Source organism: Pseudoxanthomonas sp. LjRoot143 (assembly GCF_964252945.1).
Taxonomy (GTDB): Bacteria; Pseudomonadota; Gammaproteobacteria; order Xanthomonadales; family Xanthomonadaceae; genus Pseudoxanthomonas_A.
This window is the reverse complement of the sequence record NZ_CAXUPM020000001.1, coordinates 3720993-3736257: the sequence shown is the minus strand read 5'-3', so window position 1 is coordinate 3736257 and position 15265 is coordinate 3720993. Positions and strand designations below refer to the sequence as shown.

At 62.4% G+C, this 15265-nt stretch carries 13 protein-coding genes and 1 tRNA gene; 11 read left to right on the top strand and 3 right to left on the bottom strand.

The genetic code is table 11. The annotated features are described in order from the left end of the window. Window positions 1-242 precede the first annotated feature (242 nt). The 6 genes from ACSQ1W_RS18055 (at window position 243) to ACSQ1W_RS18030 (ending at window position 7160) form a co-directional block, all read left to right on the top strand. Window positions 243-1082, top strand: a complete 840-nt coding sequence (locus ACSQ1W_RS18055) for a hypothetical protein (RefSeq protein ID WP_436045166.1) — start codon at window positions 243-245, stop codon at window positions 1080-1082. Window positions 1083-1106: 24 nt separating this feature from the next. Continuing rightward, window positions 1107-1832 carry a hypothetical protein gene (locus ACSQ1W_RS18050; protein ID WP_436045165.1) on the top strand — a complete coding sequence of 242 codons (726 nt, stop codon included), beginning with the start codon at window positions 1107-1109 and terminating at the stop codon, window positions 1830-1832. A gap of 88 nt (window positions 1833-1920) precedes the next feature. Beyond that, window positions 1921-2394: a hypothetical protein gene (locus ACSQ1W_RS18045; RefSeq protein ID WP_436045164.1), complete on the top strand. Its 474-nt coding sequence runs from the start codon at window positions 1921-1923 to the stop codon at window positions 2392-2394. A gap of 724 nt (window positions 2395-3118) precedes the next feature. Further along, window positions 3119-3409, top strand: a complete 291-nt coding sequence (locus ACSQ1W_RS18040) for a hypothetical protein (protein ID WP_436045163.1) — start codon at window positions 3119-3121, stop codon at window positions 3407-3409. Next, entirely contained in the window at window positions 3406-6387 is a 2982-nt protein-coding gene (locus ACSQ1W_RS18035; protein WP_436045162.1) for an HsdM family class I SAM-dependent methyltransferase, read from the top strand. The genes ACSQ1W_RS18040 and ACSQ1W_RS18035 overlap by 4 nt, the downstream gene beginning before the upstream one ends. Then, window positions 6384-7160 carry a hypothetical protein gene (locus ACSQ1W_RS18030; RefSeq protein ID WP_436045161.1) on the top strand — a complete coding sequence of 259 codons (777 nt, stop codon included), beginning with the start codon at window positions 6384-6386 and terminating at the stop codon, window positions 7158-7160. The genes ACSQ1W_RS18035 and ACSQ1W_RS18030 overlap by 4 nt, the downstream gene beginning before the upstream one ends. Before the next feature lie 501 nt (window positions 7161-7661). Here the strand turns inward: ACSQ1W_RS18030 and ACSQ1W_RS18025 are convergent. Further along, complete coding sequence (locus tag ACSQ1W_RS18025; protein ID WP_436045159.1) at window positions 7662-8147, bottom strand: hypothetical protein; 486 nt, start codon at window positions 8145-8147, stop codon at window positions 7662-7664. Between the two features lie 178 nt (window positions 8148-8325). Here ACSQ1W_RS18025 and ACSQ1W_RS18020 point away from each other — a divergent pair, with 178 nt between their 5' ends. Further along, window positions 8326-8556 carry a hypothetical protein gene (locus ACSQ1W_RS18020; protein WP_436045158.1) on the top strand — a complete coding sequence of 77 codons (231 nt, stop codon included), beginning with the start codon at window positions 8326-8328 and terminating at the stop codon, window positions 8554-8556. A 418-nt stretch (window positions 8557-8974) separates the two neighbouring features. On the opposite strand, the gene ACSQ1W_RS18015 is transcribed toward ACSQ1W_RS18020, so the two are convergent. After that, window positions 8975-9051, bottom strand: a tRNA-Arg gene (locus ACSQ1W_RS18015). A gap of 229 nt (window positions 9052-9280) precedes the next feature. Here ACSQ1W_RS18015 and ubiA point away from each other — a divergent pair. After that, on the top strand, window positions 9281-10183 hold the full coding sequence (gene ubiA, locus ACSQ1W_RS18010) for a 4-hydroxybenzoate octaprenyltransferase (RefSeq protein WP_436045156.1): 903 nt from the start codon (window positions 9281-9283) through the stop codon (window positions 10181-10183). 136 nt (window positions 10184-10319) lie between these two features. Beyond that, on the top strand, window positions 10320-12053 hold the full coding sequence (locus ACSQ1W_RS18005; RefSeq protein WP_436045155.1) for a hypothetical protein: 1734 nt from the start codon (window positions 10320-10322) through the stop codon (window positions 12051-12053). Window positions 12054-12071: 18 nt separating this feature from the next. Here the strand turns inward: ACSQ1W_RS18005 and ACSQ1W_RS18000 are convergent, their stop codons facing one another. After that, window positions 12072-12776 carry a ComF family protein gene (locus ACSQ1W_RS18000; RefSeq protein ID WP_436045154.1) on the bottom strand — a complete coding sequence of 235 codons (705 nt, stop codon included), beginning with the start codon at window positions 12774-12776 and terminating at the stop codon, window positions 12072-12074. Window positions 12777-12837: 61 nt separating this feature from the next. Between ACSQ1W_RS18000 and bioB the strand changes: the two genes are divergently transcribed. Next, window positions 12838-13914, top strand: a complete 1077-nt coding sequence (bioB, locus tag ACSQ1W_RS17995; RefSeq protein WP_436045152.1) for a biotin synthase BioB — start codon at window positions 12838-12840, stop codon at window positions 13912-13914. 118 nt (window positions 13915-14032) lie between these two features. Then, on the top strand, window positions 14033-15232 hold the full coding sequence (bioF, locus tag ACSQ1W_RS17990) for an 8-amino-7-oxononanoate synthase (RefSeq protein ID WP_436045150.1): 1200 nt from the start codon (window positions 14033-14035) through the stop codon (window positions 15230-15232). Window positions 15233-15265 lie beyond the last annotated feature (33 nt).

The following is a 15265-nucleotide window of genomic DNA, read 5'->3' as shown; positions in this document are numbered from 1 at the left end:
AGCTGCTGTCTGGGTCGTCAGATCCAGGGGGTGAAGGTGGAGAACCCACCAAGCAGCAGGCCCCTGACGGTTCTTGAGACCCCAGCTCTGGATCGCGAGTCGCATGCAGGCGACTGTTACGCAGACTCCAGATGAGCGCACATCGTGCCGGGTCCTCTCAGATCCCTGCAAAGCAAGAAATGAAGTTACCACCCCTTAGGCAGTGCCTAAGGGGTCTCTTCTTTTGCCTGGGAGACAGTGAGATGGATTACGCCCGCTACTTGGACCTGACGGTTCAATTGATCGAAACCCACAAAAGGCCTGACGCGCCCCTGACAGCCGCTGTTCTGGGCGGGTTGTTGTTGAGAGCCGAGCCAGAGGTAGGTTTCAAGACCTTTGGAAAGAAAGCCCTGCGTGAAGTGCTGGATGACTTGCAGGCGAAGGGCCGTGTCGTCTTGACGCAAACGGACAAAGGGGCGCTGGCCGTTGATCGGGTCGGTACTGTTTCAGCCGTTGCTCCACAGGCTGAAACGTATAACCCGCTGCATCGCGCAATGTGGGAAGCCTTCACTTTTTCGGCACCCCAAGGCCGGCGCTTTATCAATCGAACGACAGGTTTGATTCGAGCCGGACTCGCACTCGCGCCCAATCCCGCCGACGAGTGGGTAGAAATTACTCCGCTTGGGCCCGAGCTACAGCGCCAATGGGCGATCGAGTTCCTTGCCGAGCAAACTCCCGGCAACTCGGAAGGCTTGGCCGCCTTTCTGCAGGAAGATAGCTGGACCCCGCATGCCTTTACGGCCAGATTGCGAGAGATGGACCCGGGTATTACCCGTGCCTGGAATGCGTTTCGATCCAGACGGGTATCGGCGCACGTCCAGAACTGGCTTCGCGACAACGCGCTGCCGCCGGCATGGGCTTTCCAACAACAGTCGCCGGCTACGCCTCTGGTAAGTCCCATTGCGCCTGGGGGGGCTGCGAATGAGGCAGAGGCCCGTCAGGTCATCATGGCAGCGTTGGCTCAGATGCCGCTGGCTCAATTGCTTGAGATTCCCATCCCCGTGGGTTTGGTGCTGTCGGCCCTCAGTAGCCTAAAGCGCTAAGAACGCGCGGCAGGGACGGCACGCATGCGCAAGGTTCTCTACCTGGGATGTCCAATAAGCCGGTATGACGGAGACCCAGCCTCGTTGGTGGATCAATGGCGTGCCCAGCCGACATGGAACGCGGCAGCGTGGCAGATGCACGTGACGACCTACGCCGGCGATAGCTCGCTGGATGCGGAAAGCTTTGCTTCGCGTGTGCTGCAAAGCAACGGGCCGGTCCTGCTTCTTAAACCCGTCCAGCACAACGCGCTCACCGCAATCCAGAAGCGCATCAGTCTGCGGGTGCCGATCTTCGTTGAAGAAGTGGGCGACCTTACTCAGCTCAGCCAGGCCATTGGCCGCGCGCTAACCAGCTTTGAAAACGGCGAGCCTACCGTGCCGCGTGACGTGGCGGTGGCTCTGATGCTGATGCACAAGCTCGATGCCAACCACATGTGGGCAGGCAATGCGAAAGGCTATATGTGGTCCGATGATCTGCCCAAGGGCCGCGGCTTTGATGAAGATCATGCGGGCCGATTGGGGCTTGTGATCTCAATTCTGCTGAGGGCCGAAATCCTTACGCGTAAGACCAGCAGAAGCGCCAGCAAATATGCGCTCAATCCGGACCGTCGTAAGGACATCTACACCATGATGCGAAATCGTCGATTTCCCGATGCTGTCCACGATAGTCTGATGGACAACCGGGAGTGGATCAGTGCAAGGGCCATCGATCACTGCGTCGTAGCGGAAGGACATCACCCCCGAGAATGAATTGCATCCGGAACAGATGTGCGGCAGCGGAATCTTGGCGGCCGCTAGGCGCATCTCAACCCATATTCACAGAGTACGAGAACTGACCATGAGCGCGTTGAAGCAACGATTGTTTGATGAGTACGGCTTTGCCGACAAACGTTATCGGAAGCTCTCGTCCAGCGATCTGTTTGCCGTCGACGGACGGCGTCCCACCGATTTTGCGGCCGATGGTCAGCTATACGGATGGTTCTGTTCGGTCTTCGTCGATACCACCGACGCGCCTGCAATCAAGCTGCGCTTCGCAAACAACATTCCCGAAAGCCCTCAGATACTTGCTTGGGTTAAGCGCTATGCAGCCACCTACCAAGGCGCGCCTCACCAGGTACTGGAAGTGCGCATCGAGCCCTCCCAGCAGCACAGGTTGGTTGAACTGGCTGAGGCGTTTGAAGACATCGTCAAGCCAGGACGCTCCTATCCGGTGCGATCCTTCAAGTACACCTGCCCCCGGTTGGCTGCAGCGCTGCGACGACTGGAAAAGGTCCTCAGTGATTGCTGGGGACAAGATGTTGTAAAGAATTAGGCTCGCATCAAGCAAGGGTTGCCGACACCAGCGTCCTCGGCGCGTGCCCGACGGCGGAGCCGGTGCCACACACAGCCAGATCAAACTGACGCGCGCGCCTTGCGCATCCATATCGGTGCAATGTCGATCGAACTTGACCGCGCTTGGAACGAGTTAGTTGCACTGACGTCGAGACCGGCTGTGACTGCCGCGTAACTCTGCTTACCCAGGGTATGCAGGTTCTGCGGCCAGATTACAGGCGGAACGGCGGCCGTTCGGAGACTACATACATTTAGATGGCCGCCACTGCCGTCGTCCCCCGTGGTGCCGAGATAAGGACAGTGCGCGCGATGGTGGCGACACATTCAGGGGTTGAAGTCACTCACGGCAGAGGGGGCGCGCATGGATCGGATCAGAGGTGGCATTGCGCTGTTGGCCTTGACGGTAGGAGGCTGCGCGACCTTTTCAGCAGGCGACACGCGCGTGGACTATGGCCAACGCCAGATGGCCCGCCCTCTCTCGACACCCGCTTAGCCGGGGAGGCGATTTGACGACGAGGCGGTTGTGCCAGATCCGCGGCCACATCCTGGCTGCCGACGGACGGGGCGCTCATCGGTGGACGCCTCCATAAGGACCGATCTCATCTGGGGTGACGCACGCCGGGCATGATCTGGCTCCGTAGAGCTTGTTCACCATGGGCAAACCTCATAATATCATGAGATATTCTCATCCGGCGGGGGTGCCCATGGACTATGCCGAGTTCCGCCGCCACTTGGGCAAGGCCGGTCTAACGGTCAACGCGTTTGCCGGCTATATGGGGGTAACCCCGACATCGGTTTCCAACTATGCGCGGCGGGGCCAGGTGCCGCGGAGTTACGCGATGGCGGCCGTGCTGATGGGCGACGCTGCCGATCGTGGAGTGGACTTTTCTGCAGTTCTGCGCCGGTTCGCCCTGTACCCCGAAGCTTCATCGGCCAATGTCCATGCGCTACCGGCCCGGAGAGTTGACCAGCAGCGCGGAGGGAGCGGTACATGACGCTTCTAGCGACCATCTTGCAGCGCCTGGGATACATCGACTCACAAGGCTGGGTGGCTGCTGACGAGTTTGACCGTGTGACAGGTCCCGTGGGGGCCCTGCGCCGCGCTCGCAGCGCCATGGGGGTTCAGGGCGCTTTCGGCACATGGCAAGTGGCAACTTCTCCACGTGGCCGCCGTTTTGTCCCGCTCCTTTACGTAGCCTCAGCACCTGATGCTGAAGCGGCACGCACGCTCGTGCATCGACGGGTATGGAGCCAGGGCTTGGTGCCCCTGCTGATCATCTGCACGCCCGAGCACGTTTTCATCAGTGAAGGCTACGGCTTCTCCCATGACAACTGGGAGCGATCTGTAACCCGAATCGACGCGTCACTGCTGGAGTCCGATTCCGATGCGCTTGTGACGTCCGTACTTGATCGCTTCAGCGCACGCCGCCTGCTCTCATCGATAGCGTGGCGGGACTACGCCATTAATCCTGGTGATCGCGTGGATCAGCGGCTGCTGTCCACCTTGGAAGCATTGAGCAAACGACTGTCCAGACAAAGTGGTGCCAGTGCTCGGTCAGCAAATGCGCTCATCGGCCGTTTCCTATACTTCTATATTCTTCACGATCGGTCACTTGTCGACGAGCGTTGGCTGGGTCAATTCCAGGCGCAGACCGCGTTCACCGATCGGGGTGGCGGCCTAAGTGCTAGCCTGGTGTGGAGGGTGTTCGACGCGCTCGATGAGCTTCTCAACGGCACCATCTTTCCGTTGTCAGAATCCGAGCGTGCACAGTTTTCAGATACGGATGTTCAGTTGCTGCGCGACTGCATCAAGCTGGGTGACGAGTTGAAGGAGGGAAGTGTTCAACTTCGCTTCCTGGATTTCGATCTGTCTAGCCTGCAGACAGAGACTCTCTCTGCTATCTACGAACAGTTCCTGGAGTCAGAAGATCCCTCGTCGAAAAGGCAGGATGGCGTCTTCTACACGCCGCCCTATCTGGCAGATTTCGTTCTCGATAGGGTAGAGGACGTGATTGGGATTGTTGCCGGGAAGCGGGTGATCGATTGCACCGCAGGTTCGGGTGTCTTCGTCGTGGGTGCCTATCGGCGAATGATCGAGGCGAGTCTGCAAGAAAGTGGACTCAATATCTTGCCTGCCGCACAGTTGCGCGACATCCTCCTGCGCTCAATCTTCGCAATCGAGAAGAACCCTTCTGCACATGCTGTAACGGCATTCTCTCTCTATTTGACGATGCTTGACTATGTCGATCCTACCGATATACGCAGCTGCCTATACGGCGAGGCCGCACAGCCCCTATTCCCACCGCTGAACAAGGCCAACATTCTTTGCGGTGATTTCTTCGCGATCGATCCGCCAGCCAGCGAAGATGCTCGCTACGATATCGCGCTCGGCAATCCGCCTTGGCAAAGCCTGGAAGATGTAACCAGCTCGCAGGAGCTGACAACTGAAGCGGGCATGAAAGTGGATGGGGAAGAAGCCGCCGAACATGCGGTGTGGTTGGTTCTGGACAAATACCTCCGGAAGGACGGCATTGCAGCCCAGGTGGTGCCGACAAAATCTCTAGTCAGTCCCAGCGCCAAGCGTTTTCCGCTGCACTTGGCGAACACGATGGACGTCATCGGTGTAGTCAATCTTACGCACCTGAGATACGTGCTTTTTGCCCACGCCCGACAGGCTGCGAGCGTGCTTCTAGTGCGCAATAAGGCGCCCACGGCATCTTCACAGACGTGGGTATTCTCGCCAACTCGAGCGCACCTGCCAGGGCCTGTCGAATCATCCGGTCCGTGGATGATTGGCTACGACGCATCACAGGTACAGCATTTCCAGCAGCGGCTACTTGCCGAGGGAGGTGAACGTTGGTTCGAGGCCATCATGCTTCGGCCTGTTGATCGTCATATTCGCCAGTACATGAGCGATCGTGTGGGTTTGGGTCATGTGCTGTCGCTAGGCGATTTCCTCAAGGCACATGGGATGGAGATCAAGAAGGGTGGATCTCCCGCTCAGACTGGACTGAAGTCCGAAGACATATGTGGTGCAGACAAATTCAAGGGCAATGACTTCCGCAAGCGCGATGGGGTTGAGTCCATTGCTATCAATGTGCAAGGTGAGTTGGTTCGAGGTGATCGCCCCGTCGGGCTGGCCTGCGACTGGGAGCACAGAGCCCATAATGAATTTCACCGACGTTTCTCGGGCAACGTACTGCTGATCCCGCGCAGCATGCGAGATCTTGCCTACGCCAGTGCGCCTTTGGCGTTCAATTCTTCCGTCAATGCCGTCTTCTTCAGTGCGCTGCCTTTGACCGACAGCGAGCGCCAGGCTCATCGGCGCGTGCTCATGGGGTTGGGCCGGTATCTGGAATCGGGATTGGCCCGGTACCTGATAGCAATCACTGGACGACTGTGGATGCTAGATCGGACGCGCTTGGAGAAGAATGACCTTCTCGATATCCCAGTTCCATTCCAGGATCTGGACGATCCCCTCATTGATATGGTGCTTGATGAGGATGCCTGGGTAGCAAGCGCTCACTTGATGGAGCGCTTCGGTCTCAGCGGTGCTCTGGCAGATGCGGTAAACGAATACGGGTTGTTCCGAAACGGTTTCGAGGACGGACAAGTACCGACAAGCTTCTCTCGCCGCCCGACGGAAGAGGATCTGTTGGCATACAAGAAGGCGTTGGAGGCGGCACTTCGTCCTGTTAGTGACGGGCAGCCTGAGGTCAGGGTAGTAGAGCAGGAAGACCGCTTGTCGCCCTATCGCGTTGCCATCAGCTTGTCTGCCGGCACGAAGGCCGGTGACCCGCTTTCCGGCTCAGCCGATATCGCGGATTTAAGTCGAAGCATGCAGCTACGGTACAACCCGTCTCAAACGTTCCTTGAGATTAGGAAGCCTGCCGAGAAATTTCGCTGGACCGTCGAGAGTGCGTATACGGATGGCGCGACTATCATTCAGGCACTCATGGAAGATGCCGCATGACGGCGGGCAGCGGCTCGCACGATCTGGACGGTCTGATTCAACTGGCAGGCTATGACAAGGCGAAACTTAGGTACATGAAGTTGATCGTCCAATGTGCGTTGGAAAGCATTGCTCATGCCGAGTCCAAGATGGCCAGTGGCTGGGCAGAGTTTTGTAAGAAGGACGGAGCACTGCGAAAGGTTGGTAAACCGAAGAAAGGGGGCACCTCCAAGCCGGTGCGGGCTCACCCACACGAAAACGCGGTGACCTACGAACTGGCGGATCACGTAGACGACTATCTCAAAGCGCTGCCTGCTGGTCATGAATTCCGCGAGGTCAACTTCCGGTGCGAACGACCGAAGCGGTCCAGGAAGCTGGCCGGCTCCAAGCAAAAGCGTGTAGATCTCCAGTACGAAGCTAGAGTTTCCGGAGGTCCTGAATTCGTCATCGAAGCCAAGCCGCTGTTCTCGAAGAGTGATATCGATAAGAAATATCTTGGAGACCCTGGGTTGGGTAGATTCCTGCGTGAAGAGGAACCCTTCACTGATGCAAGTCTGGCCGCGCTAATGGGCTACGTCATCCAAACTGAACTCACCGAATGGGCTGATCGATTGAGGTTGGCAGTTACCAAGGACAAGCGGTGCGAAACAACGGTGGTCGTCTCTCCCGTGACCTGGAGGGAGGATCTCTGGTCAACCCGGCACGCTCGTGCCTCGCAAGTGCAACCGATCTGGATGCTCCATTTGCTGGTGACATACCCTGACGCGGTGCACCCTGGTGCAACTATGCCGTGATTCGCTTTCTATCGTTCACGGCGCCTCGTGCAAGCCGCGAGAGCTTCATCTGACCGAGCGCTAGGATATTTCTCGGCCATTCGGACTAGGCGATCTAACGTCCGGGGTCATTCTTTTCGGGGCGAGTTCAAGATCGATTAGCGCCCAATCCGTCGATGGCTGAGTCATGCTCAACGTGCATGGAACGCGCCCAGCCAGAACGTATGGCCGCATCTAGTGAACTGGTGACTATCGAGCTCAGATGGCCTGCGCCCCCGTCCGAGCAGTCCAGAGCCATCCCGCACGGCGAGTCAACGGCAGGTTGGATAGTTACTTTTCGGTAACTAATTGCGGCGATAAGTACCCGCCATCGATGGCAATGACGATGATCGCCTGACTCTATTGTGCGTGCTAGTTCCTAGTTGTGGGTCCTTAAGGCCGAAACTGTCGAGTCTCCCTGCCAGTAATGACGCAACAATCGCGTCGCTATGTGACGTGCACCGATGCGAACCAGAGACTTGCCTACGGGAGGCTGGAGCGGATGCGCGCTCTAGGCTTGAGCGAGGGAGAGGTTGGCCGTTCGTCGGCAGATGAAGCGTATGTGGCCGTTGGGCTAAGACACTCAACAGGCTTCACGATGCCTGCCTTGCCCAGCATTTGTCCCAACACCCAGCACTGATGCTCGGGGACGTGAATTTCGTTGAATGCCGTGCCGGCATGCATGAACCCGTCGATCGCAACGCCGGCTTGGAACACTTTCGTGCCCAACGCTTCGCGTTCTTCCGCCAGTTTATGCAGCCGAGCGACCATCGCCGGGTCATCGATGTGGACCTTCGGCTCATGAGAAATGGGGGATGGCTCTTCCGCCGGAACGGGCTCCGGCTCGGGAACGGGCTCCAGTTGAACCGGGGCGGCGTGCGGTGTGTCAACGAGCGGCGAGGGCGGTGTTGGCGAATTGCATCCCGCAAGCAAGGCCAGGAAGCCTAGGCTAGTGATCCGTTGGCGCATGGTGGTGTCATCCCCTGTTGAGGGAAGGATACCGGGATTACCTGATCTGTTCCGACCGCCGCCTATTTTTCAAACGAAGACCCTTGTGCCACAAGGGTTTTGTCACTTTCTACTTGAACTATGACAAATAGTAAGTCGATCCCGCTCGGCTTCGACGCTAACCAAAAGGATTTAAATTATGAGCAAACCAAACCTAACGCTGTATCGAATGATTGCTGACCACACCGGCGAGCACCTCCACGTCCTGCTTCGTGTCGGCAACTCCAACCCGCCAACGGTCCTGGGGCCGATGACGCCCATAGAGGTGCACGCGGACCAACTTGTGTTCACGGAAAACGAGGCGTGGCAACATTGGTGGAGCCTTGAAGAGCGGGGCTGGACCGTGCTTGGGTCTCAGCACCAAATCTGACGAAGAACGGGGTTCCTGAGGGTGACGGTAAGCCCCCACCGGCTCGATGGCCGTCGCATTTCTTGCCGAGCAAGGAAGCAAGAAGAACCTCACGAATCAGAACTTTAGTCTGCAACGCTCTTTTGGGTGTTTTCCTTGCACCTGTGTCCCAAAGGTATGACGAGCGAGATAAACGCGTCATACCCCGACACACGCCTTCAAGTGTGCCTGCCTCGGCATCGTCTGCGGTCATCGCCGGGGCGGCGATGGGGAGGGGCTTGAATGTGGACGGGCGAACAGGAAAAAAGCTAGTTCGATCAGGGCTTTAGTGCTGCCCTCAACTGCAGATCGGCCAAAACTATGCCGAATTCCTACGAGTTTTGACCATATGGCCAAAATCTAACGCGAATGCACAGTCCCAATTTCGTCACAGGGGGATTGGCGCGCCTGGAGGGATTCGAACCCCCGACCAATGGCTTCGGAAGCCACTACTCTATCCGGCTGAGCTACAGGCGCGTTTTTAAAGGACTTTTTGCTTCGGGCCAGCCACTTTTGAGTAGTAGCCCGGTGACACCGCGGTTCCCGATTTTGGCCTATGAGCAGCGGCTTCGGAAGCCACTACTCTATCCGGCTGAGCTACGGGCGCACGGGACCGGCATTCTAGCCGCAAACCGGTGCGATGGCCCAGTTCCGTCCGTGCGATGCGGAATCCAGACGCGCGAGCCGGCCTGTTACCCTTTTGCGCATGGGATACGAGCGTTACGAAGAGGCCGGAGGTCCGCGTTGGCGCGAGCGCCTGGGCCAATACTGGAAACTGGTGCGCGGCGACCGCCCGATCGGCGTGCTGCTGCTGCTGTGGCCGACGTGGTGGGCGTTGTGGCTGGCTGCTGGCGGCATGCCGCCGTGGTGGACGCTGTTCGTGTTCACCGCGGGCGTGTGGCTGACGCGATCGGCGGGGTGCGTGATCAACGACTACGCGGACCGCTGGCTGGATCCGCAAGTGGAACGCACGCGAGGGCGCCCGCTGGCGACCGGCGCGGTCTCGGGACGCGAAGCGCTGGCCGTGTTCGCGGTGTTGATGCTGGTCGCATTCGCGCTGGTGCTGACATTGAACCGGCTCACCGTCTGGCTGAGCGTCATCGGACTGTTCCTCGCCGCAAGCTATCCCTATCTCAAGCGCTACACCTATCTGCCCCAGGTGTACCTGGGTCTGGCATTCGGCTGGGGTATCCCGATGGCGTTCGCGTCCGTGCAGGGCGAAGTGCCGGCCGTCGCATGGGTGCTGTACGCCGCCAACATCCTGTGGGCCACTGCGTACGACACCTGGTACGCGATGGTGGACCGGGAGGACGATCTGCGTGCCGGATCCAAATCCACCGCCATCCTGTTCGGCGATCTCGACCTGGCCATCCAGGGGGTCCTGTATGCCCTGGTGTTCGTTGCGTTGTATCTGGTCGGACGGCAGGCGGGGCTGGGCATCTGCTACTGGGCAAGCGTGGGTATCGCCTCGTTGCTCGTCATCTCACAGTTCTGGATGGCGCGTCATCGGGAGCGTGAGGCGTGCTTCCGGGCCTTCCTGCACAACAATTGGGTAGGTGCGGTGATCTTCGTCGGACTGGCGTTGGATCTGGCCCGCCGAACGGCGTAGCGCGTAGCCAACAAGGCGCGAATAGCGTGATACGGTTCACACTTGTTCGATGTGACAGCACGTAGCGCACGACATGGCAAAACAAGACAGGGGCACGGGAATCGAAGGGTTCCTTTCTGTGAGGTGTGGGCGCTGGATGGTCGGCGCGCTGTTGGCGGCATGCCTGGGCAACGCCGCGGCGCAAACCGTGCGATGGGAGGACTACCGCGGCAACGACCGTGTCGGCACTGTCTACACCGGCCCGGCGGGCGCGCCGACGTTCGCCAACAACACCGGCACCGGTGCGGCTCGCCTGAATGCGTTGCGTGCCATCGCCGCCAACCCGGCCAATGCCGTGCGCACCGGCACCGCGACGGACATCAACTACCGGGCCGCCGCCAACAACCTCTGCAACCTGGATTCCGCCGCTACCAGCGTCGCCTCCTGCAACCTGCAGGCGATGGGGCGCGTGTCGTACGCGCTGATCCAGTTCCCGCAGGCGGGCACCTACACCGTCAGCATCGCGCACGACGACAACGTTGAACTCGGCTTCTCCAGCGACTACGCCAACACGGCCTACCGGACGGCCTCGTACGACATCCCGGTGGGCACGGTCAACGACTGGACCGCCAACGAGGACACCTACGTCAGTCTCGGCACCTTCACGGCCGCCAATGCAAACAGCTGCGCACTGGTGCGCATGTACTGGCTCAACCATGGCGGCATCAACCATGCGCGCCTGCGCTGGACGCTGCCGGGCAGCGGCACGTCGGCCATCATTCCGTCGACGGCATTCCGCGACCCCGCCGCGGCGGCCAGCGCGACCGGTTGCAACGGCTCGATCACCGGCAACGGCACCACCATCACGCTGAACAAGGTGCTGGGCGCGCCACGCGCCGATGCGAGCGACCAGTTCACCGTGCAGATCGGCACGACGTCGACGGCCGGCACGGTGCGCGAAGCCACCACCGCCGGCACCGGCACCGGGCAGCTGGCCAGCACGGGTGCGTTGGCGGTGACCACCGGCACGACCTACTACCTGCGCGACACCATGGCGCCCGGCAGTACATCGACGCTCGCGGGTGCGTACACGGCGGCGATCGCCTGCACGCGCAATGGCGTGGCGTTCACGCCGGCCGGAGCATCGCCGACGTGGAACGTCACGCCGGCCGCCAACGACCAGATCGTGTGTGCGATCACCAACACCGCGCGTCCGATCCTGCGGCTGCGCAAGGAGCTGCCCGATGGCCGTCTGCAGGCCGCAGACCAGTTCGCGCTTGCCATTGCAGGCGCCGGTGCGGGCGCCGGCGCGTCGGTGACGACAACCGGTGCAACCACCGCGCCGACGCAGGTGGCGATCGTCAGCCCGGCGACGGCAGGCACCAGCTACACCTTCTCCGAAGCCGGGGCGGGTGGCGCGAACCTGGCTGACTACACCACGACCTATGCCTGCACCAATGATCGCAGTGGCGGATCGGCGCCCACCGGCAATGGCGCCTCGTTCGTGTTCACCCCGGCCGCGGGCGACCAGCTGAGCTGCGTCTTCCGCAACGTGCGGATCCCGAGGACCGACCTGTCGATCACCAAGGCGGCCAGCCCCGCGACGGCGCTCTCCGGTGGCGTGGTGACCTACACGGTGACCGCCAGCAATCCCGGCCCCAGTGCCGCCAATGGCACGGTCATCCGTGATACCCCGGGTGCTGGCCTCAACTGCACGGATCCCGTCGGCACGGCGGTGTGCGCAGCGTCCGGCGGTGCGAGCTGCCCGGGAGCCACCGTGCCGGTCGCCAGCCTGACGGGGGCGGGCGTGACGATTCCGGTGCTGCCCGCGGGCGGCCAGATCGTGCTGACGCTGCAATGCCGCGTTACCGCCACCGGCCTCACGCCCTGAAGATGTGGTCGCGTGCGATCACGGCACACGGGCGCACACCCACGCATCCACGCGCCTGACACCCGCGCCGAGCAGGGCGCGGGCCGCTGCCTGCAGGGTTGCTCCGGTGGTCATCACGTCATCGACCAGGGCGACATGGCCGGGTAGCGCGGCGTGCGGCACGACCCTGAAGGCGCGGGCGACATTGCGCTGGCGCTGACCGGCATCGAGCTCGGATTGCGGTGCGGTCGCACGGACACGATGCAGCAGGTCGGGCCGCAAGGGCAGGGCGAGCGCGGCGGCGAGGGGGCGTGCCAACTCCAGCGCCTGGTCATACCCACGCTGGCGTATCCGATGCGGATGCAGGGCCACGGGCACAATCGCGTCCGGTCGCGGTGCCGACGCCAGCGGTCCGGCCATCAGCTCCGCCATCAATCGCCCGGCCGCCAGGTCGTGATGGAACTTGAAGCGCGGCACCAGCCGGTCCAGCGGGAACCCGTAGACGAACACCGCCCGCGTCTGCGTGAGCGCGGGAGGGCGCTGCAGGCAATCACCGCATTCGCCGTTCGTGGCCATCGGCAGGCCGCAGCGCAGGCAGCTCGTCAGGTTCCAAGGCAGCTGTTTCGTGCATGATGCGCACATATCGGCGCCATTGTGGCCGCGTTCGCGGCAGATCAGGCACCTCGGAGCGAGCAGCAGGCGGGTGGCGTGCTGCCACCAGCCGTCAACTTTCGGTGCATCCATGCGGTTGACAGGGCGGGGCCCGGTTTCCAGACTTCCCCGACTGTATTCCCCTGAGGTCGCGATGTCCGCTCACATTTCTTCGGCTGCGCCGGTCCTGCGCCATGACTGGCAGCGCGACGAGCTGCTCGCCCTGTTCGACTTGCCGTTCCCCGAGCTGCTGCATCGGGCCTCGACGGTGCACCGCGCCCACTTCGACCCGGCCGAAGTCCAGGTCTCCACCCTGCTGTCGGTGAAGACCGGCGGTTGCCCGGAGGATTGCGCCTACTGCCCGCAGGCGCAGCGCTACGACACCGGGGTGTCGGCACAGAAGTTGATGGGCGCCGACGAGGTGCTCGCGAAGGCGGCGCAGGCGAAGGCGGCGGGCGCATCGCGCTTCTGCATGGGCGCGGCCTGGCGGTCGCCGAAGGACCGCGATATCCCGAAGGTTGCCGAAATGATCCGCGGCGTGAAGGCGCTGGGCCTGGAGACCTGCGCCACGCTCGGCATGCTGAGCGGCGAACAGGCGCACGCGCTGAAGGATGCCGGGCTGGACTACTACAACCACAACCTCGACACCGCGCCGGACTTCTACGGCGACATCATCCACACGCGCCAGTACCAGGATCGCCTGGACACGCTGGAACACGTGCGCGACGCCGGCATGAAGACCTGCTGCGGCGGCATCGTCGGCATGGGCGAATCGCGCGACCAGCGCGCCGGCCTGCTGCAGGCGCTGGCCAACCTGCCGTCGCATCCGGATTCGGTACCGATCAACCGGCTGGTGCAGGTGGCCGGCACGCCGTTGCATGGCACGACCGAGCTCGATCCGTTCGAATTCGTCCGCACGATCGCCGTCGCCCGCATCGTCATGCCGGCATCGATGGTGCGCCTGTCCGCCGGCCGCGAGGCGATGAGCGACGAACTGCAGGCGTTGTGCTTCCTGGCCGGCGCCAACTCGATCTTCTACGGCGAGAAGCTGCTGACCACCGGCAACCCGGACACCGAGCGCGACCAGGCCCTGTTCGCCCGCCTCGGGCTGCGACCGATGGCAGTGCAGGTGGAAAACGTGCATGACCATCACAGAACCGATGCCCCGGGCAGCGGTACGGTGCACGCCGACATCACCCGTTCCGAGCCGTCCTGCGGCCGGGCGGCGTAGTCGGGGCAACAGGGGGCAGTACCGGACGGAGGACGCTGGCGCGGCGACGCGGCCGGCGTGTCGTCGTCGGTGGCCGCCCGCCACGCGCCCCGGCGCCCCTCTTCGCCAGGCCACGCCGATGACCCGCACCGACCTGCACGATCGCATCCTCGCCCAGCGCCAGCAGCGCATCGCACTGGGTCGTCAGCGCACGCGCCGCACGGTGACGCGGCGTGATGGCGTCCGGGTCGAGGTCAACGGCCGCTGGCTGACCGAGTTCAGCAGCAACGATTACCTGGGCCTCGCGCAGCAGTTCGAAGTGACCAACGCACTGCAGGACGCCGCCGCCCGCGAAGGTGCCGGCGCCGGCGCTTCGCACCTGGTCAGCGGCCACCACGCCGCGCACGAGGCGCTGGAACGCGACATCGCCGACTGGCTGGGCTATCCGCGCGCGCTGCTGTTCGGCAGCGGCTTCCTCGCCAACCTCGCCGTGCAGCAGGCGCTGCTGGAGGACGGCGATGTCTGCGTACAGGACCGCCTCAACCACGCCAGTCTGCTCGACGCCACCCGGCTGGCCGGCGCGAAGCTGCGTCGTTATCCGCATCTCGACCCCGAAGGCGCGCTGCGCCAGCTGAAGCTGCAGCCCGAGGGTGCGGCGATGCTGGTCACCGACGGGGTCTTCAGCATGGATGGCGACAGCGCGCCGCTCCGGTCGCTGAGCCTGGTCGCCCGCATGCAGCAGGCGCTGTTCTTCGTCGACGATGCGCACGGCGTCGGCGTACGGGGGCCCGAAGGCCGCGGCAGCGTGGCGGAAGCCCGCATGGGCGTCGCGGACGTGCCGTTGCAGCTGGTCACCCTGGGCAAGGCGTTGGGCGGCTATGGCGCGGTCGTGGTCGGCGAGGAAACGCTGATCCAGCACCTGGCTGAAACGGCACGGCCTTACATCTACACCACCGCGATGCCGCCGGCGCTCGCCGCGGCGACGCGCGTCGCGGTGAAACACGCACGCCGCGACCAATGGCGCCGCGAGAAGCTGCAGTCGCTGGTGGACCGCTTCCGCAGTGGCGCGCAGCGGGCGGGCCTGCAACTGATGGCGTCCGATTCGCCGATCCAGCCGGTGCTGTGCGGCAGCGACGGCAACGCGCTGGCGCTGTCCGCCGCGCTCGACAGCGCCGGCTACCTCGTGCCGGCGATCCGTCCGCCGACCGTGCCCGATGGCAAGGCGCGACTGCGGGTGACGCTCTCGGCGCTGCATTCGCTGCAGGAGGTGGACGGGCTGGTGACGACGCTGGCGCGTTCGTGGGATGCCGTGCAGCGCGTCCACGGCGCCGTCGCCTGACGGGATGCACGCGCCGCGATCCTGCATCACGCG

Bases quoted from the DNA above. Each gene is read 5' to 3' on its own strand.
- ACSQ1W_RS18050 (WP_436045165.1), top strand. From the start codon at position 1,107: ATGCGCAAGGTTCTCTACCTGGGATGTCCAATAAGCCGGTATGACGGA.
- ACSQ1W_RS18020 (WP_436045158.1), top strand. From the start codon at position 8,326: ATGAGCAAACCAAACCTAACGCTGTATCGAATGATTGCTGACCACACC.
- ACSQ1W_RS18025 (WP_436045159.1), bottom strand. From the start codon at position 8,147: ATGCGCCAACGGATCACTAGCCTAGGCTTCCTGGCCTTGCTTGCGGGA.
- ACSQ1W_RS18005 (WP_436045155.1), top strand. From the start codon at position 10,320: ATGGTCGGCGCGCTGTTGGCGGCATGCCTGGGCAACGCCGCGGCGCAA.
- ACSQ1W_RS18040 (WP_436045163.1), top strand. From the start codon at position 3,119: ATGGACTATGCCGAGTTCCGCCGCCACTTGGGCAAGGCCGGTCTAACG.
- ubiA (WP_436045156.1), top strand. From the start codon at position 9,281: ATGGGATACGAGCGTTACGAAGAGGCCGGAGGTCCGCGTTGGCGCGAG.
- ACSQ1W_RS18035 (WP_436045162.1), top strand. From the start codon at position 3,406: ATGACGCTTCTAGCGACCATCTTGCAGCGCCTGGGATACATCGACTCA.
- bioF (WP_436045150.1), top strand. From the start codon at position 14,033: ATGACCCGCACCGACCTGCACGATCGCATCCTCGCCCAGCGCCAGCAG.
- ACSQ1W_RS18055 (WP_436045166.1), top strand. From the start codon at position 243: ATGGATTACGCCCGCTACTTGGACCTGACGGTTCAATTGATCGAAACC.
- ACSQ1W_RS18000 (WP_436045154.1), bottom strand. From the start codon at position 12,776: ATGGATGCACCGAAAGTTGACGGCTGGTGGCAGCACGCCACCCGCCTG.
- ACSQ1W_RS18030 (WP_436045161.1), top strand. From the start codon at position 6,384: ATGACGGCGGGCAGCGGCTCGCACGATCTGGACGGTCTGATTCAACTG.
- bioB (WP_436045152.1), top strand. From the start codon at position 12,838: ATGTCCGCTCACATTTCTTCGGCTGCGCCGGTCCTGCGCCATGACTGG.
- ACSQ1W_RS18045 (WP_436045164.1), top strand. From the start codon at position 1,921: ATGAGCGCGTTGAAGCAACGATTGTTTGATGAGTACGGCTTTGCCGAC.